The organism is Mesorhizobium sp. B4-1-1 (assembly GCF_006439375.1).
GTDB lineage: Bacteria > Pseudomonadota > Alphaproteobacteria > Rhizobiales > Rhizobiaceae > Mesorhizobium.
Window position 1 is genome coordinate 52,390 of the sequence record NZ_VFTH01000024.1, and the last position, 25,613, is coordinate 78,002.

Here is a 25,613-nt window from a genome sequence, read left to right on the forward strand (position 1 = left end):
CCCCTCTCCGTCTCGGCTTCGCCGAGCCACCTCTCCCCCGCCTCTGACGGGGACGAGGAACTGCGGCCTCACCCCTCCACCGGCGCCTTCGCCGTCTTGCGCCGCACCGCCCTTGTCGCCCGCTTCTGCTTCTTCGCGCCGGCCAGCTCGTGCATGGCATCCAGCTGCATCTGCTGCATTTCGGCCAGCCGCTGCCATTGGCGCGAGATCAGATAGTCGAGCTTTTCATGCAGGTGCCGCACTTCGAGCTCGGCCTTGAGGTTCACCCGGTAGTCGTTGAAGGAGCGCAGCCGGTCTTTGGCTTCCTGGCGCTTCTGGCTCATCATGATCACCGGCGCCTGGATGGCGGCGATGCAGGAGAGCATCAGGTTGAGCAGGATGAACGGGTAGGGGTCGAAGGCGTGCGCCAGTCCGGCGATCAGGTTGATGCCGATCCAGATCAGCAACACGCCGCCGAACGAGATCAGGAACCACCAGCTACCCCCGAACTCGGCCATGGTGTCGGAGACGCGGTCGGCGAAGGAGCGGTGCTCCTCGAACTCCTCTTCCGAGTTTTCCGAGATCGTGTCCTGCCTGGCGATCGATTCCACCACCTGGCGGTCGAGCTCGGAGAATTCGCCGTGCTCCTGCTGCAGCAATTCCTCCATGTACCGCATGCGGTAGCGGCCGAGCTCCTCGCGGCTGATGCGGGCGCCGCGCGGCAGGTCGGGATGGTCGGAGCGGATGCGGTCGGCGAGGCTGGGCCGCAGATCGTCGACGCGCACCAGGTCGCGCTTGCGGAACTTTCTGCCGCTGATCGCCGAGGGTTTTTTCTTCGGCTTGATCCGGCCGGGCACATGCGGCTCGGAATCCGGCACTTCCGGCGCTTCGAGGATCTCGTCGGCGGCGGCTTGCGCATCCTCCGGCACGGTTTCCGCCTCGAGATATTCGCCGGCGATGTCGTTCTCGTTGTCGGCCTGGACTTGCGCGGACGCCTTCGGGTCGCCTGCCATGGTCGGTGCTCCTGTTCGCGGGCTTTGCGGCTACGATACGCCAAGCCGGCGCAGCATATCCATTGCCAGTGTGAATCCCGTGTGACCGAACAAGTTCTTGTGATTAGGTGGGCCCTCGGAGCGCCCGGCGATGCGTGCAATGGCATAGGTCGCCGCTGCCGGCGACAAACTCCGGAGCAGGAAGCCACTGCCAATCCGCGCAGGCTGCGCATGGATAAGCACCCTGGAGCAATCGTCTCCGCCGGCTGGCCTTGATCCAGATCAAGCTGGTCCCTGTGGCTAGCCTGGTAGGCTGACTATATCCAAATCAGGCCTGATCGTTCAGGCTCCCGCCAATTGGGGCGCGCATCGCCCCGCAAATGAGGGGTAGCCACCATGTACAAGAAAATCCTGATCGCCACCGACGGCTCGGAACTGGCCCAGAAGGGCGTCGCACACGGGCTGGAGCTGGCCAAGGGCCTCGGCGCCACCGTGGCTTTCATCACTGTCTCCGAGCAGTTTCCCGCGCTGGCCTGGGGCGGCGCCATGGCCGGCTACGTCGCCGCCGACGAACTGGTCAATTACGAGGAAAGCGCGCGCAAATATGCAAGCGAGCTGCTCGACAAATGCAAGGCCGAGGCCGATGCGAAGGGCGTGGCCTCCAAGGGCATCCATATCGAGAACCGCACGCCCGCCGAAGCGATCCTCGAGGTTGCGGCCAGTGAAGGCAGCGACCTCATCGTCATGGCCTCGCACGGCCGCAGGGGCATCGGCCGCCTGGTTCTGGGCAGCCAGACGGCGGAAGTGGTGTCGCTGACGGAGATCCCGGTGCTGGTGGTTCGGTAGGGCTAATTTAAGGCAGGAGGCGCGCCTGTTGGCCTTGTCTACTGCGTCGGCAGCAGCGGCGCACTGGGCGAGGCCAGATCCGCCGACGGCAGATCGGATGCAAGCGAACCCGGCGTTGAGGCAGGCGTCGCCGAACCCGGCGGCGGCAGCCCTGGCAAAGCCGAGTCCGGCGGCGGCAATTGGGGAAGTGGCGAGGCCGGCTGCTGCCCGGAATACATCAGCCGGGGCTGGGTAGCATCGGCGGTCGTGGGCGCAAGGCTGCGCTGGATCAGCGCCTCGACATGGTCGTTGCGCTGGCGCGCGGTATCGGCGCCCATCACCACCACGATCAGATGCCGCCCGTCGGCATTGTAGGAGGTGACGATGTTGTAGCCGGAAGCTCTTATGTAACCGGTCTTGATGCCGTCGACGCCGCGCACGCGTCCCAGCATGTCGTTATGGCCGCGCACCAGCCGGCCGCGGAACATGAAGTCGCTTTCGGAGAAATAATGGAAATGCTGCGGGAAGCGGTGCTCCAGCGCCATGCCCAGCATCGCCATGTCGCGCGCCGTGGTCACCTGGCCGTCGTCGGGCAGGCCGCAGGCATTGTGGAAACTGGTGCCGTTCATGCCGAGCGAGCGCGCCTTGGCCGTCATCATGGCGGCGAACTGGTCCTCTGAGCCGCCGCCCAGATATTCGCCCACGGCCACCGCCACGTCGTTGGCAGACTTCACCACCATGGCGCGGATGGCGGAATCGACGTCGATCGTCTCGCCGCGCCGGAAACGCAGTTTCGTCGGCGGCTGCGAGGCGGCGTGGTCGGAAACCGGGATCCGCGTTTCCTTGGTGACGCGGCCGGACTCCAACGCCTCGAACAGCATGTAGAGCGTCATCATCTTGGTCAGCGACGCGGGATAGCGCTGCGACCTCGAATTGACCTCGAACAGGGTCTTGCCGGACGAAGCGTCGACCACGATCGCCGCATATTTCTGCGGTTGCGCCGGCACGGCCAGCACGCTTTCCGGCGGCGTCGTGGTGCAGCCGGCAACCAGCGCGAGCAATGCCAATATGGCGATGGGCCTCTGAAGGAAAGGGAAGGGACGGGGCAAGACTTGTTCTAAAGCTGTTGCTGAGACGCGGCGAAGCTAGCGTAACCCATCCGCCGCGTCCAACTGGTTAACGCGCACAGCAAAGCATTTGCCCAGGTTTTGCAGCTGTTCAGATACACCGCCCGTCCCCACTTGCCATCCCCACCCCCTTTGCCGCCCATATCGCGCTCGGCGCTGCGGTCGCGGCTTCGATCATCGCCATCGCCATGGTGCTGCGCCATTTCCCCTTTGTGGGGAAGAAAGGATTTTCACGATCTTGGCGGAGCTAAGTCGTAGAAAATCCGAGAGAGGGATTTCATAGGGCGCAAACGCAGTGATGCAAAATGCTGGTTGCTCAGCTTGCGCGCGCGCCATCGAACAGGCTTTCCTTACGCAAAGATTCGCGGGAGGAATTCATGGACACCGTCACGATCGGCGCAAAAGGCATCTCGGTCTCGCTCGATCTCGCGGTCGGCCATATCGCCGCCATGGACATCGAAGCCGACGGCCGCGTTCTGAACCCCCTGCATCGCGCGCCCTGGGTCGGTTCGCCGCGCGAGAGCCTGCCGGAAACCCTGCCCGAAGGCACGGTCCGCCTGTCCGGCGATTTCCTTTGCGCGCCATTCTCCACCAGCGATGTCGAGGTGGCACCCCTGCATGGCTGGCCGGCCAACAGTCAGTGGGACGTCGTCGAGAACGGCGCCATCGCCGGCGGCTGGCGCGCCGTCTTCCGGCTGCGCCGCAAGGTGATGGGCGCCACCATCGACAAGGTCTTCACGCTGCGCGACGGCCATCCCTTCCTCTACCAGGAGCACATCTTTTCCGGCGGCTCCGGCGCGATCTCCGTCGCCCACCATCCGATGACGGTGATGAAGGGCGGCGGCCGGTTGGCCTTCTCGCCGAAGCGCATGGCCGTCACGCCCCCGACGCCGCCGGAGCCCGATCCGGCGCGGGGGCGTTTTCGGCTGGGCTATCCGGCCCGCGCAACGGACCTTACGCAGTTCCCGCTTGCCGCCGGCGGCACAACCGACCTCACCGGCTACCGCATGGAAGACAGGCGCGAGGATTTCATAACCCTTGTCGAGGCGGATCATGGCGGCCCGGGCTGGACGGCGATAGCGCGCCACGCCGAGCAAGACCTGGTGCTGGTGCTGAAGAACCCGGCCGAACTGCCGGTGACCATGCTGTGGTTCAGCAATGGCGGCCGCGACTACGCGCCCTGGAGCGGCCGCCACATCGGCGTGCTCGGCGTCGAGGACGGCCGCACGGCCGTCGGCCACGCCGCCTCGCTCGGCGACAACTGGTTGAAGCATGAAGGCGTGGCAACGGCCTTCGTGCTCGCCGAGGGAAGGTCGATCTCCTTCCGCCATGTCATCGGCGCGGTTCCGTCCGCGGGTGTGGAGCCGCCGGGCAGCCTGGAATCGGCGCCTGACCGGTTGCGCGTCGTGCCCGCCGGCGGCGCGGCGCGCGAGCTGCCGTTCGACGGCGGGTTCCTGCGCATCGGCCGCTCGGTTCCTACGTGAGAGGTCCGGGGGCAGCGCATCTGGAAATTCGTCATTCCAGGGCGGAGCAAGGAGCGAAGCTCCGTCGCGCAGACTCTGGAATCCATGCCGTTACCTCGATCGAAAGGCGCGAGCCGAGCAGAATTCTGCGCCGTCGCAACGCCTCAGGGCACGGCACGATCCTCGGGGCTGCGCCGCGTCGCAACGCTCCTTGCTCCGCCCGTGGATGATGATCGGATGGACGCCTCGGCTGATCTCGAAGGCGTGCAGGCCGCCGAAACTTCGGAACGAGGTTTGAAATTTCCATCCGCACCCGCCAAGATGCCGGCCGAACAGCAGCCGGAAAGCCGCCGATGTCCGAGATCGCCCATATCACAGCCGCCATCTTCAAGCGCGCCGGCAAGGCCAGGCGCTTCGTCGTCGCCATCGCTGGTCCGCCGGGCTCCGGCAAGTCGACATTGTCCGCTTCGCTGCATGAGCTGCTGCCGGAAGGCAGTTCGGAAGTCGTGCCGATGGACGGCTTCCATTATGACGACATCATTCTCAACCGTCGCGGCCTGCGCCCCCGCAAGGGCGCGCCGGAGACCTTCGATTTCGCTGGCTTCGAGACGCTGCTGAAGCGCATCCGCTCCGGCGAACCCGACATCGCCATCCCGGTGTTCGACCGCAGCATCGAACTGTCGCGCGCGGCGGCCGAAATCGTCGGCGCCGACACCAAGTTCATCCTGGTCGAGGGCAATTACCTGCTGCTCGACGAGGAGCCGTGGTCGCGTCTGGCGCCTTTGTTCGACTTCACCATCTTCGTCGACGTGCCGCGCAACGAGCTCGAGCGCCGCCTGATGGAGCGCTGGCGGGAGCATGGCAAGTCCGACGAGGACGCCCGCGCCTGGATCGCCTCCAACGACATGCCCAACATCGAGCGGGTGCTAGCGCGGCGCCGGCCGGCTGACATGGTCATTGGTTAACCTGCTCAATTTTCAATATTTTCCGGCGGGAACGTTAAGGTTTTCACGCCGTTATGATCCTATCCCGAATTGTCCGGCGCCGGAGCAATTCCAGGAAGGCGCATAGCTTTGCCTCCGGAATTGCAAAAAAGAAAATGACAGGAGCCGTCAAATGGCAACCAACAGCAGAAAACCCGCGCCCAAGAAAAGCAGGGCCAGCCAATCCAGGGCGACGCAGGCGAAGGCTGGCGCCGGCCCCTCAATCGCTGAGCGGTCGAAAGACGCCAAGCCGGCTTTCGGCAAGGCGGCGCCAAAGAAAGTGACGCCTGGCGCGGCCCATAAGGTCGCGGCCAAGAGTGCGAAACATGCCAAGTCGCCGGCTGGCAAATCGGGGCCGATCCGCACCGTGGCCAGCGTCGCGACAGGAGCGGTCGTCGCCACTGCGAGGCTCGCTGCCTCCGTGTTCAGCCGCGGCGGCGCCAAGGCCAAGGCGAAATAGCTCTTAGCCTTTCGCCGGGATGGTGAGGCCCCGCTTCACCGCCGGCCGTGCCAGGCCGCGCTCCAACCATTCGGCAACGGTCGGGAAATCATCGAAGCCGACCAAGTCCCGCGCCTCGTAGAATCCGATCAGGTTACGCACCCAGCCCAACATCGACACGTCCGCAATGGTATAATCGTCGTCCATGATCCACTTGCGGCCCTTCAGGCGCGTTTCGAGCACGCCGATCAGGCGCCGCGACTCGTCGCGGTAACGCTCCAGCGGCCGCTTGTCGGCGATCTCGCGTCCGGCGAATTTGTGGAAGAAGCCGACCTGCCCGAAGATCGGGCCGATTGCCGCCATCTGGAAGAACACCCATTGGATCGTTTCGTAGCGCCGCGCCGGATCGGCGGGAATGAGCTTGCCGGTCTTGTCGGCCAGATAGAGCAGGATGGCGCCGGACTCGAACAAGCCGATCGGCTTGCCGCCCGGACCGTCCGGATCGATGATCGCCGGTATCTTGCCGTTCGGGTTGAGCGACAGGAATTCCGGCGTCCAGCTCTCGTTCTTGCCGATGTCGACGTAATGCGGCTCGTAGGGCAGCCCGATCTCCTCCAGCGCGATCGACGCCTTCACGCCATTGGGCGTCGTGGCGGAATAAAGCTGCAGGCGATCGGGGTGCTCGGCCGGCCAGCGCTTGGCGATCGGAAAGGCGGACAGGTCGGTCATCGGGAACTCCGGATGCGGATTGGCGCCGGGGCGACGCTCATGGCGGGTGAAGAAAGAATTAGGACCCTGGCCGGCCGGGATCAATACACCGGCAATCGGCTTGCCGTGCACGCACAGTCAACGGAATCGCTCGATCAGACCGCCTTGAAGGCCAGCACCGCATTGGTCCCGCCGAAGGCGAAACTGTTGCTGAGCGCGGCGCGCACCTTGCGCTCGCGCGCCGTGTTCGGCGTCACGTCGAGGTCGCATTCCGGGTCCGGCTCGCGGTAATTGGCGGTCGGCGGCACGATGCCGTCGCGGATAGCCATCACACAGGCGATCATCTCCAGCCCGCCGGAAGCGCCGAGGCAATGCGCATGCATCGACTTGGTCGACGATACCGAAAGCGAACGCGCATGCTCGCCGAAGACACGCTTGATCGCCGCGGTTTCGATCTGGTCGTTGGCCTTGGTGCCGGTGCCGTGCGCGTTGAGATAGTCGACATCTTCGGGATTGAGCCCGGCATCCGCCAGGCAGAAACGCATGGCCGCTTCCGGCCCTTCCACGGTCGGCGCGACGATGTCGGAGGCATCGGCCGAAAGCCCGACGCCGGCGATCTCGGCCAAAATGGTGGCGCCGCGCGCCATCGCGTGATCGTAGCTTTCCAGCACCGCCATGCCGGCGCCTTCGCCGAGCACAAGGCCGGCACGGTCGGCCGAGAACGGCCGGCATGTGTCGGGCGAAAGCACCCTGAGCGCCTCCCAGCCCTTCAGCACGCCCCACACCAGCGGCGCTTCGGTGCCGCCGGCGACCATCACGTCGGCGCGGCCGAGCCTGATCTGGTCGACGGCCGAGGAAATCGCGTGGTTGGCGGACGAGCAGGCCGAAGTGGCGCCGAAGACAGGTCCGCGCAGCCCGAGATTCATGCTGACCTGGCCGGCGGCCGCGCCCGGCATCACTTTCGGCACGGTGAAGATCGCGGCGCGGTTGCGCCCCTCGAGCAAAATGGCGCGGTAATTCTCTTCGATGGTCTCGAAGCCCGCGACGCCGATGCCGACGATTGCACCCATCCGGTAGGTGTTGTCGGCATGGGCCGTCAATCCGGACTGCCTCATGGCCTCGCGCGCGGCGATCACCGCCAGCAGGCTGAAGCGGTCCATCGACACGACCTGCTTGCGGTCGACGCCATGGTCCGGCAATTCCTTGATCTCGCAGCCGGTCTTGACCTTGAGATCATGCAGCGACGGGTTGTCGATAGGGCCGATCGCCGAGCGGCCGGCGCGCATGGCCTCCCACATCGCCGGCACATCGTTGCCAAGCCCGCAAATCCCGCCAATGCCGGTGATGACGACGCGTTTTTGCATGAAGTCAGGCTTTTTTCGCGATCAGTTCGCGAACCGCCTCGACCATGTCGCCGACGTTCTTGAGATTGCTCCAGGCGTCGACCGTGTTCATCTCGATCTCGATGCCATATTTTTCCTCGAGATCGAAGATGATCTCGGTCAGCTCCAGCGAATGGATGCCGAGCGTGCCGAGATCGGTGCTGGCGGTGATTTCCTCGCCGCCGGTATCGGCATGCGCCTTGATCTTTTCGATGATCTCGGTCGTCAGTTGGTCAGCCATTCGGTTCCTTCCCTGTCGTTGCCCGACGCCAACTGATCAGCGCCCCTTTTTGATCCCCGGACCCAACAAACGCCGTCGCCCTTGCCTCGCCAGGCACCGCGCGACCGCTCCAAGGTGGCTTCCCTCTATAGAAACCGAAACGATGTCAAGCAACAAGCGATATCGACAAAGCCGCCGGAGTGCTTAACCTGGGATCGTGGACATGATCGACGACACCTTGACATCCCAACCTGCCTCGCCCCTGGCGGCGCCTTCCTTGCCTGCCGCGCAACGTGTTGCCGGCTTAGGCAGGCTTTTCTGCGGCAAAAGCCGCGGCCGGACGCGCTTGCAGCGGCTTTACCAGGACGGATCGGCCAAGATCCGCCTGCCGGCGGTGCAAGGCGATCCGCTCGAGGCGGTGCTGATCAACACCGCCGGCGGGCTGACCGGCGGCGACCGCCTCGGCTGGACGATAGAGGTCGGCGCCGGCGCCTCCGCCGCCATCACCACCCAGGCCTGCGAGAAGGTCTACCGCGCCGCCGCCGACAGGGCCGAGACAAGCGTCCGCCTGCGGGTCGATCCGGGCGGCCGCGTGGCCTGGCTGCCGCAGGAAACCATCGTTTTCGACCGCGCCGCCTTCGCTCGCACGCTGGATGTCGAGCTTGGCGACGATGCCGAGGCATTGGTGCTCGAAGCCACGCTGTTCGGCCGGCTGGCGATGGGCGAGCGCACGACCACCGGCAGTTTCCATGACCGCTGGCGGGTCCGCCAGGGCGGCGCGCTGATCCATGCGGAGGATTTTCGCGTTGGGCCGGATATCGCGGCAACGTTGCGGCGGCCGGCGGCGACCGGCGGCGCGCTTGCCATCGCCACATTGCTGCTCGTTTCGCCGCAGGCCGAAAGCCTGCTGGAACCGGCCCGCGCCATCATCGGCGATCCCGTCAACAGCGAGTGGGGCGGCGCCAGTTTCTGGCGCGTCGGCCGATCTGGCAAGCTTCTTGCGAGGCTCTGTGCCGGCGACGGCTACCAGCTCCGCAAGCGGCTGGTTCCGCTGGTCGAACTGCTCAATGGGCGGGCGGGCCTGCCTAAATTGTGGTCACTCTGATTTCGATTGCCGGGACATTGCATGAACCTGATGCCGCGTGAAAAAGACAAGCTGCTCATCGCCATGGCGGCGATGGTGGCGCGCAAGCGGCTGGAGCGAGGCGTCAAGCTGAACCATCCCGAAGCCATCGCCCTGATCACCGACTTCGTCGTCGAAGGCGCGCGCGACGGCCGCCCGGTCGCGGAACTGATGGAGGCGGGCGCCCACGTCGTCACCCGCGCCCAGGTCATGGACGGCATCGCCGAGATGATCCACGACGTCCAGGTCGAGGCGACGTTTCCCGACGGCACCAAGCTGGTGACCGTGCACGAACCCATAAGGTGAGACCGATGCTGGAGCTCAGGCCGAATTGCGAATGCTGCGACAAGGATCTGCCGCCGGACGCGGCCGATGCGCTGATCTGCACCTTCGAATGCACCTTCTGCGCCGACTGCGTGGATAATGTGCTGGGTGGCGTCTGCCCCAATTGCGGCGGCAATTTCTCGCCGCGGCCGATCCGGCCGGCGGCCAAGCTGACGAAATATCCGCCATCGACCAAACGCGTGCTCAAGGCCGAAGGCTGCGGTCCGCGCAAGGCCGCTTGACCAGGTCAATTGGAAAGGCAGAAAAATGATCCCCGCTTCGACGAAACGTACCACGCTTGCCGCGATCCTTTTCCTGGCAGCCGCCATGCCGGCCTACGCCCATGTCGGCGTCGGCGCGACCTCGTCCTTTACCGCCGGCGTCGCGCACCCTCTGTCCGGCCTCGACCATATGACCGTCATGATCGCAGTCGGCCTGTGGGCGGCGCTGAAGGGCGGCAAGGCTATCTGGGCCTGGCCGCTCGCCTTTGTCGGCGTGATGCTGGTCGGCGGCGCGCTCGGCATGCTGCATGTGCCGGTGCCCTTCGTCGAGCCGGGCATCCTCGCTTCCGTCGTGGCGCTCGGTCTGCTGGTGGCGCTGGCGGTTGACCTGCCGGTCTCAGCCGGGGTCGCCATCATCGGCTTGTTCGCGCTGTTCCACGGGCACGCGCATGGCACCGAAGTGCCGGAAAACGCCGGTGGCCTCGACTATATGGCGGGCTTTGCCACCGCCACGGCGCTGCTCCACGGCGTCGGCATCGTGGCCGGTCTCGGGCTAGGCTCGCGTTTCCGCGGCCCGGCGCGCGTCGCTGGCGCCGCCTGCGCGGCGATCGGCCTCGGTCTTGCCTTCGGCGTATTGTGAGGGCGCGATGATCCCCGGCGAAGTCATCACGGCCAAAGGCGACATCGACCTGAACAAGGGCTTGCCCACAGTGACGCTCAAGGTCGCCAACAGCGGCGACCGGCCGATCCAGGTCGGCAGCCACTATCATTTCTTCGAGACCAATGAGGGCCTGAAATTCGACCGCGAACGCGCGCGCGGCATGCGGCTCGATATCGCCGCCGGCACCGCCATGCGCTTCGAGCCGGGACAGGAACGCGATGTCACGCTGGTGCCGCTGGGCGGCAAGCGTGAGGTCTATGGCTTCCAGCAGAAGGTGATGGGCAAGTTGTGAGGTCCGCCGCCGCGCTGATATTATTTCGGGGGCTTGGCTGCGGCGTAGATGACAATCCTGCCGGGATTGTCGAACTCCACCGCAAGCACGTCCTCGGCCAGAACACGGCGCGAATCGATCGCGTTGAAGAGCAGGGCGTTCGCCTCGATCTCCTGGCGAAGTTCGGCGACGTCGTCCTTATGCTGCTTCACCTTGTTCTCGATAACGGGCGGCGGCCCGCCTTCGCTGCGCGCCGCGTCGGTCAGGAAGACGATGTCGACCGTGTCGAGCTTGGTGGTCTTGCGCACCGCGCCGATGTTGTCGCGGGTGCGATCGATGGCCGTGATGACCTTTCCAGCTTCCGTCCTGGAGAGCGCCTCCTCCTGGCGGATGTCGGAATCGACGATTGCCGCGGCAGGCCTGTCGCTGTCCAGCGGCTGCGCCGCGAGTGCAACATGGGGCGCGGCCACGAAAAGCGCGGCGGCAACCACGGAACTCCATTTTGCAAGGCGCGGGGCGTTCGCCATCGCTCGCTCCTGACTGAACTCATGGCGGGGCGAAAAAAGCGAAACGGTGCTGCCTGGCCGCAGGTTCCCTTCAAAAGCTGGCCGGCGGACCGCGAAGCGGCCCGCCTGGGCGTGCAATCAACTTGCCTTCTTGGTGATCAGCGTCAGCGCGCCATTGGGCTGCAGGCTGGCGGCGATCACCTGCGCCGAGCTCACGCCCTTGGCTTCGAGGGCGGATTTCACCTTGGGCGTCGCGTCGATCGACTTGCGCAGCGTCTGCAGGCCGGCATCGCCGCGCTGCGCCACGATCTGATTGACCTGCGTCTGCGTGTCCTTGGGCAGTTCGGTGATGTCGATCACGTTGACGCTCTGGATCGACGGCGCCGCGGGCTGAGCCTTCGGCGCGGCGGGCGCGGTCGGCGCTGGGCTGGGCTGTGGCGTCGGCTGCTGCTGGGCGCTCGCGGCCCCTGCCATCATCAGGGTGGCGGTCGCGGCGAGAATGATCGCTTTGCGCATGGATATTCCTTCCATTGGCTTGGGAGTGGTGCCGCCCGCCTCACCGACCCGATGGGAACGCCCAAATGGGCGCTCAAAGTGTCGCTGGACGGGTCATTGCATGACCATTGGATGGCGACAATGTGTGTCCCGCGCGCAACCAATTGGAATTTCGGGAGCAATCGCTGATGGCCAGGATAAGCCGCGCCGCCTATGCGCAGATGTATGGGCCGACCACCGGCGACAAGGTGAGGCTGGCCGATACCGAGCTCTTCATCGAGGTCGAGAAAGACCTCACCGTTTACGGCGAGGAAGTAAAATTCGGCGGCGGCAAGGTCATCCGCGACGGCATGGGCCAAAGCCAGGTGTCCCGCGCCGGCGGGGCCGTCGACACCGTCATCACCAACGCGCTCGTCGTCGACGCGCTTACCGGCATCGTCAAGGCCGATATAGGCCTCAAGGACGGCCGCATCGCTGGCATCGGCAAGGCCGGCAATCCGGACACGCAGGCTGGCGTCACCATCATCATCGGCCCCGGCACCGAAATCATCGCCGGCGAGGGCAAGATCCTCACCGCCGGCGGCTTCGACGCCCATATTCATTTCATCTGCCCGCAGCAGATAGAGGAAGCGCTGATGTCGGGCATCACCACCATGCTCGGCGGCGGCACCGGTCCCGCGCACGGCACCCTGGCTACCACCTGCACGCCGGGGCCATGGCACATGGCGCGCATGATCCAGTCCTTCGACGCCTTCCCGATGAATATCGGCCTGTCCGGCAAGGGCAATGCGTCGAAGCCGGCGGCCCTTGAGGAGATGGTGCTGGCCGGCGCCTGCTCGCTGAAGCTGCACGAGGACTGGGGCACGACCCCCGCCGCCATCGACTGCTGCCTGTCGGTCGCCGACGCTTACGACGTGCAGGTGATGATCCATACCGACACGCTGAATGAATCGGGCTTCGTCGAGAACACGGTGGCGGCCATCAAGGGCCGCACCATCCACGCCTTCCATACCGAGGGCGCCGGCGGCGGCCATGCGCCCGACATCATCAAGGTCTGCGGCCTGCCCAACGTCATCCCGTCCTCGACCAATCCGACCAGGCCCTACACGGTCAACACGCTGGCCGAGCATCTCGACATGCTGATGGTCTGCCATCATTTGTCGCCCTCGATCCCCGAGGACATCGCTTTCGCCGAAAGCCGCATCCGCAAGGAGACGATCGCGGCGGAAGACATACTGCACGACATCGGCGCCTTCTCGATCATCTCCTCCGACAGCCAGGCCATGGGCCGCGTCGGCGAGGTGGCGATCCGCTGCTGGCAGACCGCCGACAAGATGAAACGGCAGCGCGGCGCGCTGGCGCAGGAGAGCGGCGACAATGACAATTTCCGCGTCCGCCGCTACATCGCCAAATACACCACCAACCCGGCCATCGCGCACGGCCTGTCGAAGGAGATCGGCTCGGTCACGGTGGGAAAACGCGCCGATCTGGTGCTGTGGAATCCGGCCTTCTTCGGCGTCAAGCCGGAGATGGTGCTGGTCGGCGGCTCGATCGCGGCCGCCCCGATGGGCGACCCGAACGCCTCGATCCCGACGCCGCAGCCGATGCATTACCGGCCGATGTTCGGCGCCTATGGCAAAGCGCTCACCAACTCCTCAGTGACGTTCGTTTCCAGGGCTGCACTCGATGCCGGCCTGCAGGGCAAGCTGGGCGTCGACAAGGCGATGGTCGCGGTCGAGAACACGCGCGGCGGCATCGGCAAGCATTCCATGGTGCTCAACGACGCCACGCCGCATGTCGAGGTCGACCCCGAAACCTACGAAGTGCGGGCCGACGGCGAGCTGTTGACCTGCGAGCCCGCGACCGTGCTGCCGATGGCTCAGAGATATTTCCTGTTCTGATGCCAAATCGCAGGGGTTGGCATACCCGCGATTGGCTTGAGATGGAAAACAGCGCATTATGTGGTCATGAACAAGATCCAGATACAGCGCCGGCATAAGTCTGCATCCTACGAGACCGACTATGCTCAGTGGTGCGCCGAGCAGGGCGCACTATTGCGAGAAGGTCGTCTCTCCGACCTCGATCGCGAGAATCTTGCCGAGGAGATCGAGAGCTTGGGGCGGAGCGACAAGAGGGAAATTGCGAGCAGATTGGGCACCTTGCTCCAGCATTTGCTCAAATGGGAATTTCAGCCTGAAAAACGCAAAACCGGTTGGTTGGCGACGATCCACGAACAGCGATTTCGGATCGAAAATCTACTCGACGAGAGTCCTAGCCTGAAAACCTATCCGGGAAAACAGCTTGATCAGGAATTTAAAATAGCGAAGTTGAAAGCGGCCGACGAGACCGGTCTGAGGGAGCGGGATTTTCCCGTCGATTGCCCGTACACGATCAGCCAAATTCTCGATCATGATTTTTTCCCCGGCGTTCCCTGGTCAGCGGACAAACTTATTCGCGAATGAAACATCACTTTGCATTGGCCTGTTGGCTGGCCTCCCAACATCGAGAGCGCTGTCAGTAGGCCATGGCCACCGAAATCGCCTCTCCGCACGATATCTTCCCGCATATCCGCATCGTCATGGGCATGGTGATCGGCCTCGGCGTCACCCGGCTGCTCTCGGGCGTCGCCCGCATCGTCCAGCATCCCGGCCAATACCGTCTCTATGCGGTGCATCTCGCCTGGGTCGGCTCGGTGCTTTTGATGCTGGTGCATTTCTGGTGGTGGGAGTTCGGGCTCTACGCCATCCAATCCTGGACCTTCGGCAAATACCTTTTCATCATCTTCTACGCCATCACGCTGTTCCTGCTTTGCGCGTTGCTGTTTCCGGATTCGATGCTCGATTACACCTCCTATGAGGATTATTTCTACTCGCGCCGCGCCTGGTTCTTCGGCCTGCTGGCGGCGACCTATCTGCTCGACGTCATCGACACGCTGCTGAAAGGGCCGGAGCATTTTGCCCGCTTCGGCAACGAATACCTGTTCCGGACGCCGGTCTTCGTCGCGCTCTGCCTGGCGGCGATCCTGGTGCGCGACCGCCGCTTTCACATCGCCTTCGTCGCCGCCGCTCTTATCTATCAGGTCTCGTTCATCCTGCGGCTCTTCGACACCATCGTCTGAGCGAACGCTATGGTCTAGATTTCAGAAAATGCAGGATCCAACCATGTACAAGGCCGTCGGATCGCGCGGATCCCGAGTCAGCCGCGTGCTCTGGATGCTCGAGGAGCTCGGGCAGCCCTATGAGTTCGTCGAGGTGAAATTGCGCTCGCCGGAGGCCTACGCGCTCAACCCTTCCGGCAAGGTGCCGATCCTGATCGACGGCGACCTCAGGGTTACGGATTCAGCGGCCATCTGCGTCTATCTGGCGGACAAGCATGCCGATAAGGGCATTGGCGCCAATCCGGGCCTCGCCGGCCGTGCCGAAATGGATTCCTGGATGCATTTCGCCCAGAGCGAATTGGAAGCGCCGCTGTGGAACAAGCTGCGCCACCGCTTCCTTTTGCCCAAGGACGTGCGCGTCGATGTCGGCCCGGCCGCGGCCTATGATTTCGCATCCGAAATAAAGGCGCTGGACCGGCGGCTTGGCGACAAGCCCTTTGCGCTGGGCGACCGGTTCTCCGCCGTCGATGTCCTGCTCGGCGATATCGGCGGCTGGGCTCGTGCCGGCCGTTTTTCGATCGACTCCGAACGGGTGAATGCCTATTTCGACCGTGTGCTGTCGCGACCCGCTCGTGCCCGTGCCCAAGCCACCGCATCGGGCCGAAAATCGGAACCGATTTTCGGAAAGCACGATGCGTCGATTAAAAAGTGTTAGAGCGTCCTTTGCGCGTCCAAGAGGACGCGCGGCGCTCTAATGGCGGAGCCATGAAATGAAGCTCAACATCACCACCGATTTCACCAAATTCCCGCGCGCCGTCTCGGTGTTGCCAGCCGGCGAGGCTGGCTCGGCGCCGCCCTATGACAAGGCCGTGCTGCCGCATGACGAGCGGCATCTGCGCCGCCGCGCCATCGAGACCGCGGCCGGCGACAAGGTGCTGGTCGACCTGCCGGAGCCGATGGCGCTCGGCAATGGCGACCGGCTGGTGCTGGAGGACGGCCGCCAGCTCGAGATCATCGCAGCACCCGAGGAGGTCTACGACATCCGCGCCCGCGACGCGGTTCATCTCACCGAGCTTGCCTGGCACATCGGCAACCGCCATCTCGCGGCGGCGATCGAGGCGGACCGCATCCTTATCCTGCGCGACCATGTCATCAAGGCGATGCTCGAAGGCCTCGGCGCCACGGTGGATGAGGTTTCGCAGCCGTTCAGCCCCGTGCTCGGCGCTTATTCCGGACACGGGCACGACCACGGCCATTCGCATGATCACGATCATGACCACCATGACCATGATCATCACGATCACGAACACCACGGCCACCATCATCATCATGACTGAGCGGCTTTTCAGCGTCGCACTGCTGCGGCTGATGGCCTGGCTGTCGCCGTCCTTTCCGGTCGGCGGCTTCTCTTACAGCCACGGCCTTGAACGCGCCGTGCATGATGGGCTGATCGCCGATCGGAAAGATCTCGCCGGCTGGCTGGAGACGCTGGTCGAGATGGGCTCCGGCTGGAACGACGCCGTGCTGTTTGCCGAAAGCTGGCGCCGTGCGCGCGACGGTGGCGATCTGAGTGAGGTTGCCGCGCTGGCCGAAGCGCTTGCCGGGTCGCAGGAACGGCACATGGAAACCATGCTGCAGGGCGCGGCCTTTCTCCAGGCGGCGGCCGCCTGGTCGCCTCCGGTGTTGGGACGTCTGCCGGCCGACTGCCCCTATTGCGTTGCGGTCGGCGCTGTTGCCGGCAGCGGCGGCGTCGACCTTGCGCAGGCGCTGTCTGCCTTCCTGCAGGCTTTTTTCTCCAATCTCGTGCAGGCTGCAATCAGGCTGGGTGTTGTCGGTCAGGTCGATGCCGTCACGTTGTTAGCCGGCTTTGAAACATCGGCCATAGACACGGCCACCCACGCGGCTGCCTCGACGCTTGACGATCTGGGCGGCGCGGCCTTCATGTCCGACATAATGGCGATGCAGCATGAGACGCAATACTCCAGGCTGTTCCGCTCATGATCGTGCTCGCCGTCATCCTCTCCTTCGTCCTGCTCCTGATCACCACGCTGCATGTCTATTGGGGCATAGGCGGCATCTGGCCGGGCAGGGATCAGGCATCCTGCGCCCGTGCCGTCGTCGGCTTTCGCGGTGTCGACGAGATGCCCTCGACCTTCGCGAGCCTCGCGGTCGCCGCTTGCCTGGCGCTCGCGACGCTCTGGCCGCTGGCGCTGGCCGGCGTCTTTGCCACGCCTTTTCCAAGGGAAGGGCTGGCCGCCACGGCATTGATGATCGGCCTCGTCTTCCTCGGACGCGGCACCGCCGGCTTCACGCCCTGGTGGCGCAGGCTCGCGCCCGAACAGCCTTTCGCGCGGCTCGACCAGCGTCTCTATTCGCCGCTCTGCCTGTTGATCGGGCTGGGCTTCGCAGTCCTTGCCATCACGGAGTTTCCGGCATGACGTCGAAAAACGGTCCCCTTCGCATCGGCATCGGCGGCCCTGTCGGTTCCGGCAAGACCACGCTGACCGAAAAGCTCTGCAAGGCGCTGCGCGACGACTTCTCCATCGCCGTCGTCACCAACGACATCTACACCAAGGAGGATGCCATGATGCTGGCGCGCCTGCAGGCGCTGCCGGAAGAGCGCATCGTCGGCGTCGAGACCGGCGGCTGCCCGCACACCGCCATCCGCGAGGACGCCTCGATCAACTTGCGCGCCATTGCCGAGTTGAACAAGAAATTCCCGGACCTCGACATCATCTTCATCGAATCCGGCGGCGACAACCTCGCAGCCACCTTCTCGCCCGACCTTGCCGATCTGACGCTTTATGTCATCTCGGTCTGCCAGGGCGAGGAGATTCCGCGCAAGGGCGGTCCGGCCATCACCCGCTCGGATTTCCTGATCATCAACAAGAGCGACCTGGCGCCCTATGTGAGCGTCAACCTCGAAATCATGGAGTCCGATGCCGGCCGCATGCGCGGCAAGCGGCCTTTCGGCTTCACCGATCTGTCGCGCGGCAAGGGCTTGCAAGAAGTGGTCGATTTCATCGTCGCGCAGGGCGGGCTGCAGTCGGAGCGGTCAGCCGCGTAAGCCACTGACCTACCAGTTTGCGGTTGCTGGCAGCGGCTTCGCACGGCATTCTCACCCAAACAGGAGGATTTTCGATGAGCCTTGCCCGTCTGCACAAGGAGCCGCTGAGCAACCTGCCCTATTACGAGGAGCGGGTCGATCTCGCCGCCGCCTTTCGCTGGACCGCCCGGCTCAACATGCATGAAGCGGTGGCCAACCACTTCTCGCTGTCCGTCAACGACGACGGCACCAAATTCCTGATGAACCCCAACCAGGTGCATTTCTCGCGCATCAAGGCGAGCGACCTGCTGTTGATCGATGCCAACGATCCCGAAACGCTGTCCGGTCCCAACGCGCCGGATCCGACCGCCTGGGGCCTGCACGGCGCCATCCATCGCAATGTCCCGCATGCGCGCTGCGCCATGCATGTCCATTCGATCCATGCCACGGTGCTTGCCTCGCTGGCCGATTCGACGCTGCCGCCGGTCGACCAGAACTCCGCCATGTTCTTCAACCGCCATGTCGTCGACGCCAATTATGGCGGGCTGGCCTTCGAGGAGGAGGGCGAGCGCTGCTCGCAGCTTCTCACCGACCCCAAGGTCAAGGTGATGGTCATGGGCAATCACGGCGTCATGGTCATCGGCGACACCGTCGCCGACGCATTCAACCGCATGTTCTATTTCGAGCGCGCCGCCGAGACCTACATCAAGGCGCTGTGGACCGGCCGGCCGCTGCGCACGCTGTCGGACGAGATCGCCGAGAAGACCGCGCGCGAGATGGACGATTACCCGGGCCAGGCCGAGCGCCATCTGGCTGAGCTGAAGGCGATCCTCGACGAGGAAGAGCCGGTCTACCGGAATTGAAGCTTTTTTCCTTCTCCCCGTTCGCGGGGAGAAGGTGGTCCGAAGGACCGGATGAGGGGCGGCGCCTACTTTGGCGATTTTCTCACAGCCCCAACTGCGCCCGCAACTCCTCGGCGCTGTTGATGACGATGGCGCCGGCCGGACCTTCCATCGGCGCTTCCGGCCAGAAGATCGTCTTCATGCCGGCCGCCAGTCCGGCCATGGCGCCCGTGAGGCTGTCGTCGACGGCGAATGCGTCTGCCGGCTCGACGCCGGCCAGATAGGCGGCGCGCAGGAAGGGCTCGGGCAGCGGCTTGCCGTCGATCACGTCGTTGCGGCTGACCGTCAGCATACCGGGATAGACGAGGCCGACGGCGATAAGGTTGGCGTCGACTATCAGCCGGTCGGAATTGGACACCACCGCCTGCTCGACGCCGAGCGCGCGCAATTCGTTGAACACTTCGATCGCGCCGGGGCGTGGCTTCAGCGTTTCGGCCAGCGGCAGATAGTGATCATATTTGCGTACGATCCAGTCGTCGAAGGGCAGGTCGAGGCCGAACTCGTCGCGCAGCATCTCGTAGACCGGCCATGCGGCGATGCCGAGCACGCGCTGGTGCAGGTCGTGCGGCGGGGCGATGCCGACGCTGCGCAGGGCCGCCGCGAGTGCCGCCTCGTGCAGCGGCTCGCTGTCGACCAGCGTTCCGTCCATATCCCAGAAAACGGCTTTCGGCGTCATGCGCGGCTCCTTTCGCCGATCCCCTTAATCGGTTTCCCGGCGGAGATAAACCGTTCCCGCGGGGCAAATGGGCAGAAGCGCGTCGAATTGATCTTCGGTAACTCGACATTGGTCTAAGCAATTGCCCTTTCGATAGACAATTGCGCGCCGGCATATTCGCTGTAAGCTATGGCGCCCGTCTCAGCATGCGCGGGCTGGAGGCAGGACGTGAATTCGCGACAGGACACCGGCAGCACAAGGTTGGACGACGCCGCGCGCGCCGGCTGGCTCTATTATGTTGCTGGCAACACACAGGACCAGATCGCCGCCAAATTGGGCATTTCCAGGCAGACGGCGCAGCGGCTGGTATCGCTCGCCATGTCGGAAGGCCTGATCAAGGTGCGGGTCGATCACCCAATCGCCAACTGCCTCGACCTCGCCGCGCGGCTGAAGTCGCGCTTCGCGCTCGATCTTGTCGAAGTGGTGCCGAGCGACCCGGCTTCGAATTCGACGACGATCGGCATCGCCGAGGCGGCGGCGGCCGAGATCGAACGCCGGCTGCGCTCGGAGGCCCCCATCGTCATGGCGATCGGCACTGGGCGAACGCTGAAGGCGGCGATCGAGCAACTGCCGCCGATGGAATGCCCGCAGCACAAGGTCGTGTCATTGACCGGCAACATCTCGCCCGACGGCTCGGCCGCCTTCTACAACGTCATCTTCACCATGGCCGACCGCGTCAAGGCACGGTCCTTCCCGATGCCGCTGCCGGTCATTGCGTCCTCGCCGGAAGAGCGCGAGATGCTGCTCAACCAGCCGATGATCCAGCCTACATTGGCGCTGGCGGCCGAGGCCGATGTCACCTTCGTCGGCATCGGCGACCTCGGGCCTAAGGCCCCCCTCTACGAGGACGGCTTCATTTCGGAAAGCGAGTTGAAGGCGCTGCAGAAGGCCGGCGGCATCGCCGAAATCGTTGGCTGGGTGTACGACCGGGAGGGTCGCATGATCGAAGGCATCACCAACGACCGGGTCTCCTCCGCCGCGCTGCCGTCGCGGGAAAGGTCGCTGGTCATTGCTCTGGCGATGGGCGGCCGCAAGCTGCCGGGCATCCTGGCCGCCGTCAACCGCCGGCTGGTCAACGGCCTCATCACCGACGAACGGACGGCCGAAGCCTTGCTTGCCGGCTGATTGCCCATAAAAAGAGCCGGCTATTGCGAGGGGCCGCGCGGATCGTTGCCGTCCAGAAAACCCATATCGCGCTGCAGATGCTCGGATAGTTCCCTAACATCGATATAGCCGCGCCTGCGGCCCGAAAACCTTGCAAATTCCCGCGCGAGCGTGAGAAACCAACCGCGTGCCGGGGTGGAGACGAGTTTTGCCTGTACCGTGGTCATGATCGTCAGCCTTCGCTTGAGCAATTCCAGGAAAAGTGTGAGCGGCTTTCCGTCCGGAATTGCGTAAAATCATAGAGTTGGAGCGATTTGCGTTTCCGTGAAACGGCGAAGCGCTCTAGCGCTTGAACTGGATTGGTCGTCGACCCCAAATATCGGCCTGGCCGGTTCGTGCTTCCAATTAAACCTCGATCATGACCCATAAGGAGGCCTTATGCCCGATCTCAGCTCTCCGCAGCTTGCGCCGCTGCCGCCGCTGCAGGCGGTCCGGGTGTTCGAGGCGGTGGCCAGGCACCTGTCCTTCACCAAGGCCGCGCAGGAGCTGGGCATGACCCAGGCGGCTGCGAGCTACCAGATCAAGCTGCTCGAGGAGCGCATCGGCGCGCCGCTGTTTCTGCGCCGTCCACGGCAGATCGAGTTGACCGAGCCCGGCCAGCGCCTGGCGCCCGCCGTCAGCGAGGCCTTCGCCATCCTGGGCCAGGCCTATGCCGCGGCTCGCGGCGGCGCCGACGGCCTGCTGTGCGTCACCACCGTGCTGACCTTCGCCTCGAACTGGCTGGCGCAGCATCTGGGCTCGTTCCAACTTGCCCATCCAGCACTTGCCGTGCGGCTCGACACGTCGAGCCGCCTGACCGACTTCGCGCGCGAGGATGTCGATCTCGCCATCCGCTCGGGCGGCGGCAAGTGGCCGGGCCTCGAGGCGCATAAGCTGCTCGATGCCGATTTCACCCCGATGCTGAGCCCGAAGCTCGCGGCGAGCATCGGCGGCGTCAACGAGCCGGCGGACCTGCTGCGCCTGCCGATCCTCGATCCCGGCGACATCTGGTGGGCGCAATGGTTCGAGGCCGCCGGCGTGACCGGGCACGACCTCGCAAAACGGCCCGGCTCCAGCATGGGCGCGCAAGCCTATGAGGCGAACGCGGCCATGGCCGGCCATGGCGTGGCGATCCTGACCAGGGCCCTGTTCAAGAACGAGATCGCCAGCGGCCGCCTGGTGCAGCCCTTCGACCTGGTCGGCGACGACGGCCATGCCTATTGGCTGGTCTATCCGACGGCGCGCCGCAACGTGCCGAAGATCCGCGCCTTCCGCGACTGGATCCTGGCCGAGATCGCCCGCCCGTAATCCGCCTGCCCCTTAGTTTCCTCTCCCAACTTGCCGGTCGCATCGCTGGATCGGGGTCACGTAACGTCATTTCTGCTGCGTTGCAGCATAGATTCAGGGTTGACATAATTCACGCCAAGTGAGTAATTGCCCAAAGCCAAGGCAATTGCTCAACTTGGTTTATGGGAGGAATTTGATGAAACTTCGCACGCTCACCCTGGGCCTGTTGTCGGCCAGCGCTCTCGCTTTCGCCGCGCAAGCCGAATCCATCACCATAGCCACCGTCAACAATGGCGACATGGTCCGTATGCAAAAGCTGACGGACGACTTCACCAAGGCCAACCCCGACATTCAGCTTAACTGGGTCACGCTCGAAGAGAACGTGCTGCGCGAGCGCGTCACCACGGATATCGCCACCAAGGGCGGCCAGTACGACGTCATGACCATCGGCACCTATGAGGTTCCGATCTGGGCCAAGCAGAGCTGGCTCCTGCCGCTCGACAAGCTCGGCGATGACTACGACGTCAAGGACATCATCCCGGCCATTGCCGGCGGCCTTTCGGTAGACGGCAAGCTCTATGCCGCGCCCTTCTACGGCGAAAGCTCCTTCGTCATGTACCGCAAGGACCTGATGGAGAAGGCGGGCTTGAAGATGCCCGATGCCCCGACCTGGGACTTCATCAAGCAGGCCGCCGACAAGATGACCGACCGCGCCAACGGCGTGAACGGCGTGTGCCTGCGCGGCAAGGCCGGCTGGGGCGAGAACATGGCCTTCCTCACCGCCATGTCGAATTCCTTCGGCGCGCGTTGGTTCGACGAGAACTGGAAGCCGCAGTTCGATCAGCCCGAGTGGAAGAAGACACTGCAGTTCTATGTCGACCTGATGAAGGCCGACGGTCCGGAAGGCGCTTCGTCCAACGGCTTCAACGAGAACCTGGCGTTGTTCCAGCAGGGCAAGTGCGGGATGTGGATCGACGCCACCGTCGCCGCGTCCTTCGTCTCCGATCCGAAGGCCTCGCAGGTCGCCGACAAGGTCGGTTACGCGCTGGCGCCCGACAACGGCCTCGGCAAGCGCGGCAACTGGCTGTGGGCATGGTCGCTGGCGATCCCCGCCGGCACCCAGAAGGCCGATGCCGCCGAGAAGTTCGTCTCCTGGGCAACCAGCAAGCACTATGCCGAGCTGGTCGCCTCGAAGGAAGGCTGGGCCAACGTTCCTCCGGGCACGCGCTCCTCGCTCTACGCCAATGCGGAGTACCAGAAGGCGGCGCCCTTCGCGAAGATGACGCTGGACTCCATCAACGCCGCCGACCCGACGCATCCGACCGTCAAGCCGGTGCCCTATGTCGGCGTGCAGTTCGTCGCCATTCCTGAATTCCAGGGCCTCGGCACCACCGTCGGCCAGCTCTTCTCGGCCGCCCTTGCCGGCCAGTCGAGCGTCGACGATGCGCTGAAGCAGGCCCAGGACGCGGCCACCGCGGCGATGACCGAAGGCGGCTACATCAAGTAAGGCTCCTCCCGGTGCCGAATGCCGGTCGCGCATCATGACCGGCAGGTGGCCGCCCGAAACCCAGTTCGGGCGGCCACCCTTCAAAATCGGGAAAATTCTGGCACAACTCTGAAAATCCGGCTGACCTTGGGAGGGTGACCGTCATGGCTACTCAGCAAACCCGTTCGCTTGCGCGTTTCATGATGGCGCCATCGGTGATCCTGCTGTTCATCTGGATGATCGTGCCGCTCGCGTTCACGCTGTGGTTCTCGTTCCTGCAATACAATCCGCTGAACCCGATCCGCGACGGCTTTGTCGGTTTCTCCAACTACAGGCTGTTCTACGACAATCCGGCGTTCTTCGCCGCCATTCTCAACACGCTGACCATCGTCGTGGCGGTCCTGCTGATCACCATCATCGGCGGCATTCTTCTTGCGCTGCTGCTCGACCAGCCGATCTGGGGTCAGGGGATCGTGCGCATCCTGGTCATCTCGCCGTTCTTCGTCATGCCGCCGGTGGCCGCACTGGTCTGGAAGAACATGATCATGCACCCGCAATACGGCGTCTTCGCCGACATTGCGCGCTTCTTCGGCGCCCAGCCGATCGACTGGTTCGGCCAGCACCCGCTGACGGCGGTCATCATCATCGTCGCCTGGCAATGGTTGCCCTTCGCGACGCTGATCCTGCTCACCTCGCTGCAGTCGCTCGACGGCGAGCAGAAGGAGGCGGCCGAGATGGACGGCGCCGGCTTCCTCAGCCGCTTCTGGTATTTGACGCTGCCGCACATGTCGCGCGCCATCACCGTCGTCATCCTGATCCAGACCATCTTCCTGCTCTCGATCTATGCCGAGATCCTGGTCACCACCAATGGCGGCCCGGGCTATGCCTCCACCAACCTGCCCTTCCTCGTCTACCAGAAGGCGCTGCTGGAGTTCAAAATCGGCCAGGCGTCCGCCGGTGGCGTGATCGCCGTCATTCTCGCCAACATCGTTGCCTTCTTCGCCATGCGCGCCGTCGGCAAGAACCTCGACAAGTAAGGGAGGACAAGATGGCCCGCGCAGTCACCACCCAGCACAAGACCATCGCCACGGCCGCGGCCTGGATCGTCGCCCTGCTGATCTTCTTTCCGATCCTTTATACGATCATCACATCGTTCAAATCCGAGCAGGAGGCGATCCAGGGCTTCGCCCTGATCCCGTCCGGGACCTTCGAGAGCTATTCGGAGGTCCAGCAGCAGAGCGGCTACTTCAAGTTCTTCTTCAATTCGGTGCTGCTGTCGGTCGGCTCGACCATCCTGGCGCTGCTGATCGCGGTCCCCGCGGCATGGTCGATGGCGTTCTCGCCGACCAAGCGCACCAAGGACATCCTGATGTGGATGCTGTCCACCAAGATGATGCCGGCCGTCGCGGTGCTGTTCCCGATCTACCTGATCTTCCGTGACACCGGCCTGCTCGACAGCCGCATCGGCCTGATGGTCATGCTGATGCTGATCAACCTGCCGATCGTGGTGTGGATGCTCTACACCTATTTCCGCGAGATCCCGGGCGAGATCCTGGAAGCGGCGCGCATGGACGGCGCCTCGCTGTGGAACGAGATCATCTATGTGCTGACGCCGATGGCCGTTCCCGGCATCGCCTCGACCATGCTCTTGAACATCATCCTGGCCTGGAACGAAGCGTTCTGGACCATCCGGCTCACCACCACCAATGCCGCGCCGCTGACCGCCTTCATCAGTTCCTTCTCCAGTCCGCAAGGCCTGTTCTGGGCAAAGCTTTCCGCGGCCTCGACACTGGCCATCGCGCCGATCCTGATCATGGGCTGGTTCAGCCAGAAGCAGCTGGTGCGCGGGCTCACCTTTGGCGCCGTGAAGTAACAACGCCCAAGCGGCGGACGACGAAGACCATCCCCGGGAGGAAACCATGGGAAACATCGCGCTCAAGAACGTCTCCAAGTCCTTCGGGTCGACGGTGATCATTCCGGACATCGACCTCAACATCGAGGACGGCGAGTTCGTCGTGTTCGTCGGCCCATCGGGTTGCGGCAAGTCCACGCTGCTCAGGCTGATCGCCGGGCTCGAGGACACCAGCGGCGGCACCATCAGCATCGATGGCCGCGACGTCACCGGCGAGGCGCCGGCCAAGCGCAAGCTTGCCATGGTGTTCCAGTCCTACGCGCTCTATCCGCATATGACGGTCGCCAAGAACATCGCCTTCCCGCT

Annotated in this window: 32 protein-coding genes and 1 pseudogene; 24 read left to right on the top strand and 9 right to left on the bottom strand. The window is 64.3% G+C overall.

Translation table 11 applies throughout. The features are described from left to right. Positions 1-68: 68 nt before the first annotated feature. Positions 69-992: a DUF1003 domain-containing protein gene (locus FJW10_RS25775; RefSeq protein WP_140834258.1), complete on the bottom strand. Its 924-nt coding sequence runs from the start codon at positions 990-992 to the stop codon at positions 69-71. A gap of 375 nt (positions 993-1,367) precedes the next feature. Here FJW10_RS25775 and FJW10_RS25780 point away from each other — a divergent pair, with 375 nt between their 5' ends. Then, positions 1,368-1,817: a universal stress protein gene (locus tag FJW10_RS25780; RefSeq protein WP_140902185.1), complete on the top strand. Its 450-nt coding sequence runs from the start codon at positions 1,368-1,370 to the stop codon at positions 1,815-1,817. Between the two features lie 254 nt (positions 1,818-2,071). Here FJW10_RS25780 and FJW10_RS25785 read toward each other — a convergent pair. Then, positions 2,072-2,812: pseudogene (locus FJW10_RS25785) on the bottom strand (D-alanyl-D-alanine carboxypeptidase family protein); the annotation flags it as partial. Positions 2,813-3,300: 488 nt separating this feature from the next. On the opposite strand from FJW10_RS25785, the gene FJW10_RS25790 reads away from it, so the two are divergent. The 3 genes from FJW10_RS25790 to FJW10_RS25800 all read left to right on the top strand — a co-directional run bounded on the left by FJW10_RS25790 (position 3,301) and on the right by FJW10_RS25800 (position 5,829). Continuing rightward, complete coding sequence (locus FJW10_RS25790; protein WP_140902187.1) at positions 3,301-4,407, top strand: hypothetical protein; 1,107 nt, start codon at positions 3,301-3,303, stop codon at positions 4,405-4,407. A 332-nt stretch (positions 4,408-4,739) separates the two neighbouring features. Beyond that, complete coding sequence (locus FJW10_RS25795) at positions 4,740-5,351, top strand: nucleoside triphosphate hydrolase (protein WP_140902188.1); 612 nt, start codon at positions 4,740-4,742, stop codon at positions 5,349-5,351. Between the two features lie 151 nt (positions 5,352-5,502). Continuing rightward, positions 5,503-5,829, top strand: coding sequence for a hypothetical protein (locus FJW10_RS25800; RefSeq protein WP_140837386.1), 327 nt, complete (start codon positions 5,503-5,505; stop codon positions 5,827-5,829). Positions 5,830-5,832: 3 nt separating this feature from the next. On the opposite strand, the gene FJW10_RS25805 is transcribed toward FJW10_RS25800, so the two are convergent. The 3 genes from FJW10_RS25805 to FJW10_RS25815 form a co-directional block, all read right to left on the bottom strand. Continuing rightward, a complete protein-coding gene (locus FJW10_RS25805; RefSeq protein ID WP_140646825.1) occupies positions 5,833-6,537 on the bottom strand; it encodes a glutathione S-transferase N-terminal domain-containing protein in 705 nt (234 codons plus the stop codon). A gap of 134 nt (positions 6,538-6,671) precedes the next feature. Further along, complete coding sequence (locus FJW10_RS25810) at positions 6,672-7,880, bottom strand: beta-ketoacyl-[acyl-carrier-protein] synthase family protein (RefSeq protein ID WP_140837384.1); 1,209 nt, start codon at positions 7,878-7,880, stop codon at positions 6,672-6,674. A 4-nt stretch (positions 7,881-7,884) separates the two neighbouring features. Continuing rightward, positions 7,885-8,139, bottom strand: a complete 255-nt coding sequence (locus FJW10_RS25815) for an acyl carrier protein (protein WP_041003067.1) — start codon at positions 8,137-8,139, stop codon at positions 7,885-7,887. Between the two features lie 202 nt (positions 8,140-8,341). Here FJW10_RS25815 and FJW10_RS25820 point away from each other — a divergent pair, with 202 nt between their 5' ends. The 5 genes from FJW10_RS25820 to FJW10_RS25840 are packed head-to-tail and all read left to right on the top strand — an operon-like array spanning position 8,342 to position 10,739. Beyond that, positions 8,342-9,223: an urease accessory protein UreD gene (locus FJW10_RS25820; protein ID WP_140902189.1), complete on the top strand. Its 882-nt coding sequence runs from the start codon at positions 8,342-8,344 to the stop codon at positions 9,221-9,223. A gap of 21 nt (positions 9,224-9,244) precedes the next feature. Next, positions 9,245-9,547 (top strand): urease subunit gamma, encoded by a 303-nt coding sequence (locus FJW10_RS25825; RefSeq protein WP_140655988.1) that lies wholly within the window; start codon positions 9,245-9,247, stop codon positions 9,545-9,547. 5 nt (positions 9,548-9,552) lie between these two features. Then, positions 9,553-9,807 carry a DUF1272 domain-containing protein gene (locus FJW10_RS25830; protein ID WP_140837380.1) on the top strand — a complete coding sequence of 85 codons (255 nt, stop codon included), beginning with the start codon at positions 9,553-9,555 and terminating at the stop codon, positions 9,805-9,807. Positions 9,808-9,832: 25 nt separating this feature from the next. After that, the gene (locus tag FJW10_RS25835) at positions 9,833-10,426 is read left to right on the top strand and encodes a HupE/UreJ family protein (RefSeq protein WP_140902190.1); all 594 of its coding nucleotides are present in this window, start codon (positions 9,833-9,835) and stop codon (positions 10,424-10,426) included. A 7-nt stretch (positions 10,427-10,433) separates the two neighbouring features. After that, positions 10,434-10,739, top strand: a complete 306-nt coding sequence (locus tag FJW10_RS25840; protein ID WP_140902191.1) for an urease subunit beta — start codon at positions 10,434-10,436, stop codon at positions 10,737-10,739. A 20-nt stretch (positions 10,740-10,759) separates the two neighbouring features. Here FJW10_RS25840 and FJW10_RS25845 read toward each other — a convergent pair whose 3' ends face one another. Both FJW10_RS25845 and FJW10_RS25850 read right to left on the bottom strand, forming a co-directional pair. After that, positions 10,760-11,245, bottom strand: a complete 486-nt coding sequence (locus FJW10_RS25845) for a hypothetical protein (protein ID WP_140902204.1) — start codon at positions 11,243-11,245, stop codon at positions 10,760-10,762. Between the two features lie 117 nt (positions 11,246-11,362). Further along, a complete protein-coding gene (locus tag FJW10_RS25850) occupies positions 11,363-11,740 on the bottom strand; it encodes a hypothetical protein (RefSeq protein ID WP_140837371.1) in 378 nt (125 codons plus the stop codon). Positions 11,741-11,904: 164 nt separating this feature from the next. Here FJW10_RS25850 and ureC point away from each other — a divergent pair, with 164 nt between their 5' ends. The 9 genes from ureC (at position 11,905) to FJW10_RS25895 (ending at position 18,725) form a co-directional block, all read left to right on the top strand. Beyond that, on the top strand, positions 11,905-13,620 hold the full coding sequence (gene ureC / locus FJW10_RS25855) for an urease subunit alpha (RefSeq protein ID WP_181177668.1): 1,716 nt from the start codon (positions 11,905-11,907) through the stop codon (positions 13,618-13,620). A 66-nt stretch (positions 13,621-13,686) separates the two neighbouring features. Continuing rightward, a complete protein-coding gene (locus FJW10_RS25860) occupies positions 13,687-14,181 on the top strand; it encodes a DUF29 domain-containing protein (RefSeq protein ID WP_140902193.1) in 495 nt (164 codons plus the stop codon). Between the two features lie 62 nt (positions 14,182-14,243). Then, a complete protein-coding gene (locus FJW10_RS25865) occupies positions 14,244-14,837 on the top strand; it encodes a hypothetical protein (RefSeq protein WP_140837365.1) in 594 nt (197 codons plus the stop codon). Positions 14,838-14,880: 43 nt separating this feature from the next. Next, complete coding sequence (locus FJW10_RS25870; protein WP_140902194.1) at positions 14,881-15,531, top strand: glutathione S-transferase family protein; 651 nt, start codon at positions 14,881-14,883, stop codon at positions 15,529-15,531. Between the two features lie 55 nt (positions 15,532-15,586). Continuing rightward, positions 15,587-16,153: an urease accessory protein UreE gene (ureE, locus tag FJW10_RS25875; protein WP_140902195.1), complete on the top strand. Its 567-nt coding sequence runs from the start codon at positions 15,587-15,589 to the stop codon at positions 16,151-16,153. Further along, positions 16,146-16,817 (top strand): urease accessory protein UreF, encoded by a 672-nt coding sequence (locus FJW10_RS25880; protein WP_140837394.1) that lies wholly within the window; start codon positions 16,146-16,148, stop codon positions 16,815-16,817. Before ureE ends, FJW10_RS25880 begins: the two co-directional genes overlap by 8 nt. Continuing rightward, positions 16,814-17,254: a DUF3995 domain-containing protein gene (locus tag FJW10_RS25885; RefSeq protein WP_140902196.1), complete on the top strand. Its 441-nt coding sequence runs from the start codon at positions 16,814-16,816 to the stop codon at positions 17,252-17,254. The genes FJW10_RS25880 and FJW10_RS25885 overlap by 4 nt, the downstream gene beginning before the upstream one ends. Next, complete coding sequence (gene ureG / locus FJW10_RS25890) at positions 17,251-17,883, top strand: urease accessory protein UreG (protein ID WP_140902197.1); 633 nt, start codon at positions 17,251-17,253, stop codon at positions 17,881-17,883. The genes FJW10_RS25885 and ureG overlap by 4 nt, the downstream gene beginning before the upstream one ends. Positions 17,884-17,957: 74 nt before the next feature. After that, complete coding sequence (locus FJW10_RS25895; RefSeq protein ID WP_140837347.1) at positions 17,958-18,725, top strand: class II aldolase and adducin N-terminal domain-containing protein; 768 nt, start codon at positions 17,958-17,960, stop codon at positions 18,723-18,725. Between the two features lie 82 nt (positions 18,726-18,807). Here FJW10_RS25895 and FJW10_RS25900 read toward each other — a convergent pair whose 3' ends face one another. Beyond that, positions 18,808-19,440, bottom strand: coding sequence for an HAD family phosphatase (locus tag FJW10_RS25900; protein ID WP_140902198.1), 633 nt, complete (start codon positions 19,438-19,440; stop codon positions 18,808-18,810). A gap of 207 nt (positions 19,441-19,647) precedes the next feature. On the opposite strand from FJW10_RS25900, the gene FJW10_RS25905 reads away from it, so the two are divergent. After that, the gene (locus FJW10_RS25905; RefSeq protein ID WP_140837343.1) at positions 19,648-20,604 is read left to right on the top strand and encodes a sugar-binding transcriptional regulator; all 957 of its coding nucleotides are present in this window, start codon (positions 19,648-19,650) and stop codon (positions 20,602-20,604) included. Positions 20,605-20,624: 20 nt separating this feature from the next. Here FJW10_RS25905 and FJW10_RS25910 read toward each other — a convergent pair whose 3' ends face one another. Further along, positions 20,625-20,810 (bottom strand): hypothetical protein, encoded by a 186-nt coding sequence (locus tag FJW10_RS25910; protein ID WP_140837341.1) that lies wholly within the window; start codon positions 20,808-20,810, stop codon positions 20,625-20,627. Positions 20,811-21,021: 211 nt separating this feature from the next. On the opposite strand from FJW10_RS25910, the gene gcvA reads away from it, so the two are divergent. The 5 genes from gcvA to FJW10_RS25935 all read left to right on the top strand — a co-directional run. After that, positions 21,022-21,930, top strand: a complete 909-nt coding sequence (gcvA, locus tag FJW10_RS25915) for a transcriptional regulator GcvA (protein ID WP_140902199.1) — start codon at positions 21,022-21,024, stop codon at positions 21,928-21,930. 175 nt (positions 21,931-22,105) lie between these two features. Further along, positions 22,106-23,416, top strand: coding sequence for a sugar ABC transporter substrate-binding protein (locus FJW10_RS25920; RefSeq protein ID WP_140902200.1), 1,311 nt, complete (start codon positions 22,106-22,108; stop codon positions 23,414-23,416). A gap of 143 nt (positions 23,417-23,559) precedes the next feature. Beyond that, complete coding sequence (locus FJW10_RS25925; protein WP_140702066.1) at positions 23,560-24,432, top strand: sugar ABC transporter permease; 873 nt, start codon at positions 23,560-23,562, stop codon at positions 24,430-24,432. Positions 24,433-24,443: 11 nt separating this feature from the next. Beyond that, entirely contained in the window at positions 24,444-25,268 is an 825-nt protein-coding gene (locus FJW10_RS25930) for a carbohydrate ABC transporter permease (RefSeq protein ID WP_140646803.1), read from the top strand. A 46-nt stretch (positions 25,269-25,314) separates the two neighbouring features. Then, positions 25,315-25,613: ABC transporter ATP-binding protein (locus tag FJW10_RS25935; RefSeq protein WP_140902201.1), on the top strand; the 299-nt coding region annotated here is incomplete at its 3' end.

Excerpts from the sequence above, each read along its gene's own strand:
- FJW10_RS25810 (WP_140837384.1), bottom strand. The coding sequence starts at position 7,880 with ATGCAAAAACGCGTCGTCATCACCGGCATTGGCGGGATTTGCGGGCTT.
- FJW10_RS25900 (WP_140902198.1), bottom strand. The coding sequence starts at position 19,440 with ATGACGCCGAAAGCCGTTTTCTGGGATATGGACGGAACGCTGGTCGAC.
- FJW10_RS25845 (WP_140902204.1), bottom strand. The coding sequence starts at position 11,245 with ATGGCGAACGCCCCGCGCCTTGCAAAATGGAGTTCCGTGGTTGCCGCC.
- FJW10_RS25910 (WP_140837341.1), bottom strand. The coding sequence starts at position 20,810 with ATGACCACGGTACAGGCAAAACTCGTCTCCACCCCGGCACGCGGTTGG.
- FJW10_RS25795 (WP_140902188.1), top strand. The coding sequence starts at position 4,740 with ATGTCCGAGATCGCCCATATCACAGCCGCCATCTTCAAGCGCGCCGGC.
- FJW10_RS25870 (WP_140902194.1), top strand. The coding sequence starts at position 14,881 with ATGTACAAGGCCGTCGGATCGCGCGGATCCCGAGTCAGCCGCGTGCTC.
- FJW10_RS25850 (WP_140837371.1), bottom strand. The coding sequence starts at position 11,740 with ATGCGCAAAGCGATCATTCTCGCCGCGACCGCCACCCTGATGATGGCA.
- FJW10_RS25820 (WP_140902189.1), top strand. The coding sequence starts at position 8,342 with ATGATCGACGACACCTTGACATCCCAACCTGCCTCGCCCCTGGCGGCG.
- FJW10_RS25860 (WP_140902193.1), top strand. The coding sequence starts at position 13,687 with ATGAACAAGATCCAGATACAGCGCCGGCATAAGTCTGCATCCTACGAG.
- FJW10_RS25800 (WP_140837386.1), top strand. The coding sequence starts at position 5,503 with ATGGCAACCAACAGCAGAAAACCCGCGCCCAAGAAAAGCAGGGCCAGC.
- FJW10_RS25775 (WP_140834258.1), bottom strand. The coding sequence starts at position 992 with ATGGCAGGCGACCCGAAGGCGTCCGCGCAAGTCCAGGCCGACAACGAG.
- ureG (WP_140902197.1), top strand. The coding sequence starts at position 17,251 with ATGACGTCGAAAAACGGTCCCCTTCGCATCGGCATCGGCGGCCCTGTC.
- FJW10_RS25780 (WP_140902185.1), top strand. The coding sequence starts at position 1,368 with ATGTACAAGAAAATCCTGATCGCCACCGACGGCTCGGAACTGGCCCAG.
- FJW10_RS25830 (WP_140837380.1), top strand. The coding sequence starts at position 9,553 with ATGCTGGAGCTCAGGCCGAATTGCGAATGCTGCGACAAGGATCTGCCG.
- FJW10_RS25815 (WP_041003067.1), bottom strand. The coding sequence starts at position 8,139 with ATGGCTGACCAACTGACGACCGAGATCATCGAAAAGATCAAGGCGCAT.
- FJW10_RS25885 (WP_140902196.1), top strand. The coding sequence starts at position 16,814 with ATGATCGTGCTCGCCGTCATCCTCTCCTTCGTCCTGCTCCTGATCACC.
- FJW10_RS25880 (WP_140837394.1), top strand. The coding sequence starts at position 16,146 with ATGACTGAGCGGCTTTTCAGCGTCGCACTGCTGCGGCTGATGGCCTGG.
- FJW10_RS25920 (WP_140902200.1), top strand. The coding sequence starts at position 22,106 with ATGAAACTTCGCACGCTCACCCTGGGCCTGTTGTCGGCCAGCGCTCTC.
- FJW10_RS25805 (WP_140646825.1), bottom strand. The coding sequence starts at position 6,537 with ATGACCGACCTGTCCGCCTTTCCGATCGCCAAGCGCTGGCCGGCCGAG.
- FJW10_RS25895 (WP_140837347.1), top strand. The coding sequence starts at position 17,958 with ATGAGCCTTGCCCGTCTGCACAAGGAGCCGCTGAGCAACCTGCCCTAT.
- FJW10_RS25825 (WP_140655988.1), top strand. The coding sequence starts at position 9,245 with ATGAACCTGATGCCGCGTGAAAAAGACAAGCTGCTCATCGCCATGGCG.
- ureE (WP_140902195.1), top strand. The coding sequence starts at position 15,587 with ATGAAGCTCAACATCACCACCGATTTCACCAAATTCCCGCGCGCCGTC.
- FJW10_RS25790 (WP_140902187.1), top strand. The coding sequence starts at position 3,301 with ATGGACACCGTCACGATCGGCGCAAAAGGCATCTCGGTCTCGCTCGAT.
- FJW10_RS25865 (WP_140837365.1), top strand. The coding sequence starts at position 14,244 with ATGGCCACCGAAATCGCCTCTCCGCACGATATCTTCCCGCATATCCGC.
- FJW10_RS25925 (WP_140702066.1), top strand. The coding sequence starts at position 23,560 with ATGGCTACTCAGCAAACCCGTTCGCTTGCGCGTTTCATGATGGCGCCA.
- FJW10_RS25930 (WP_140646803.1), top strand. The coding sequence starts at position 24,444 with ATGGCCCGCGCAGTCACCACCCAGCACAAGACCATCGCCACGGCCGCG.
- FJW10_RS25840 (WP_140902191.1), top strand. The coding sequence starts at position 10,434 with ATGATCCCCGGCGAAGTCATCACGGCCAAAGGCGACATCGACCTGAAC.
- FJW10_RS25835 (WP_140902190.1), top strand. The coding sequence starts at position 9,833 with ATGATCCCCGCTTCGACGAAACGTACCACGCTTGCCGCGATCCTTTTC.
- gcvA (WP_140902199.1), top strand. The coding sequence starts at position 21,022 with ATGCCCGATCTCAGCTCTCCGCAGCTTGCGCCGCTGCCGCCGCTGCAG.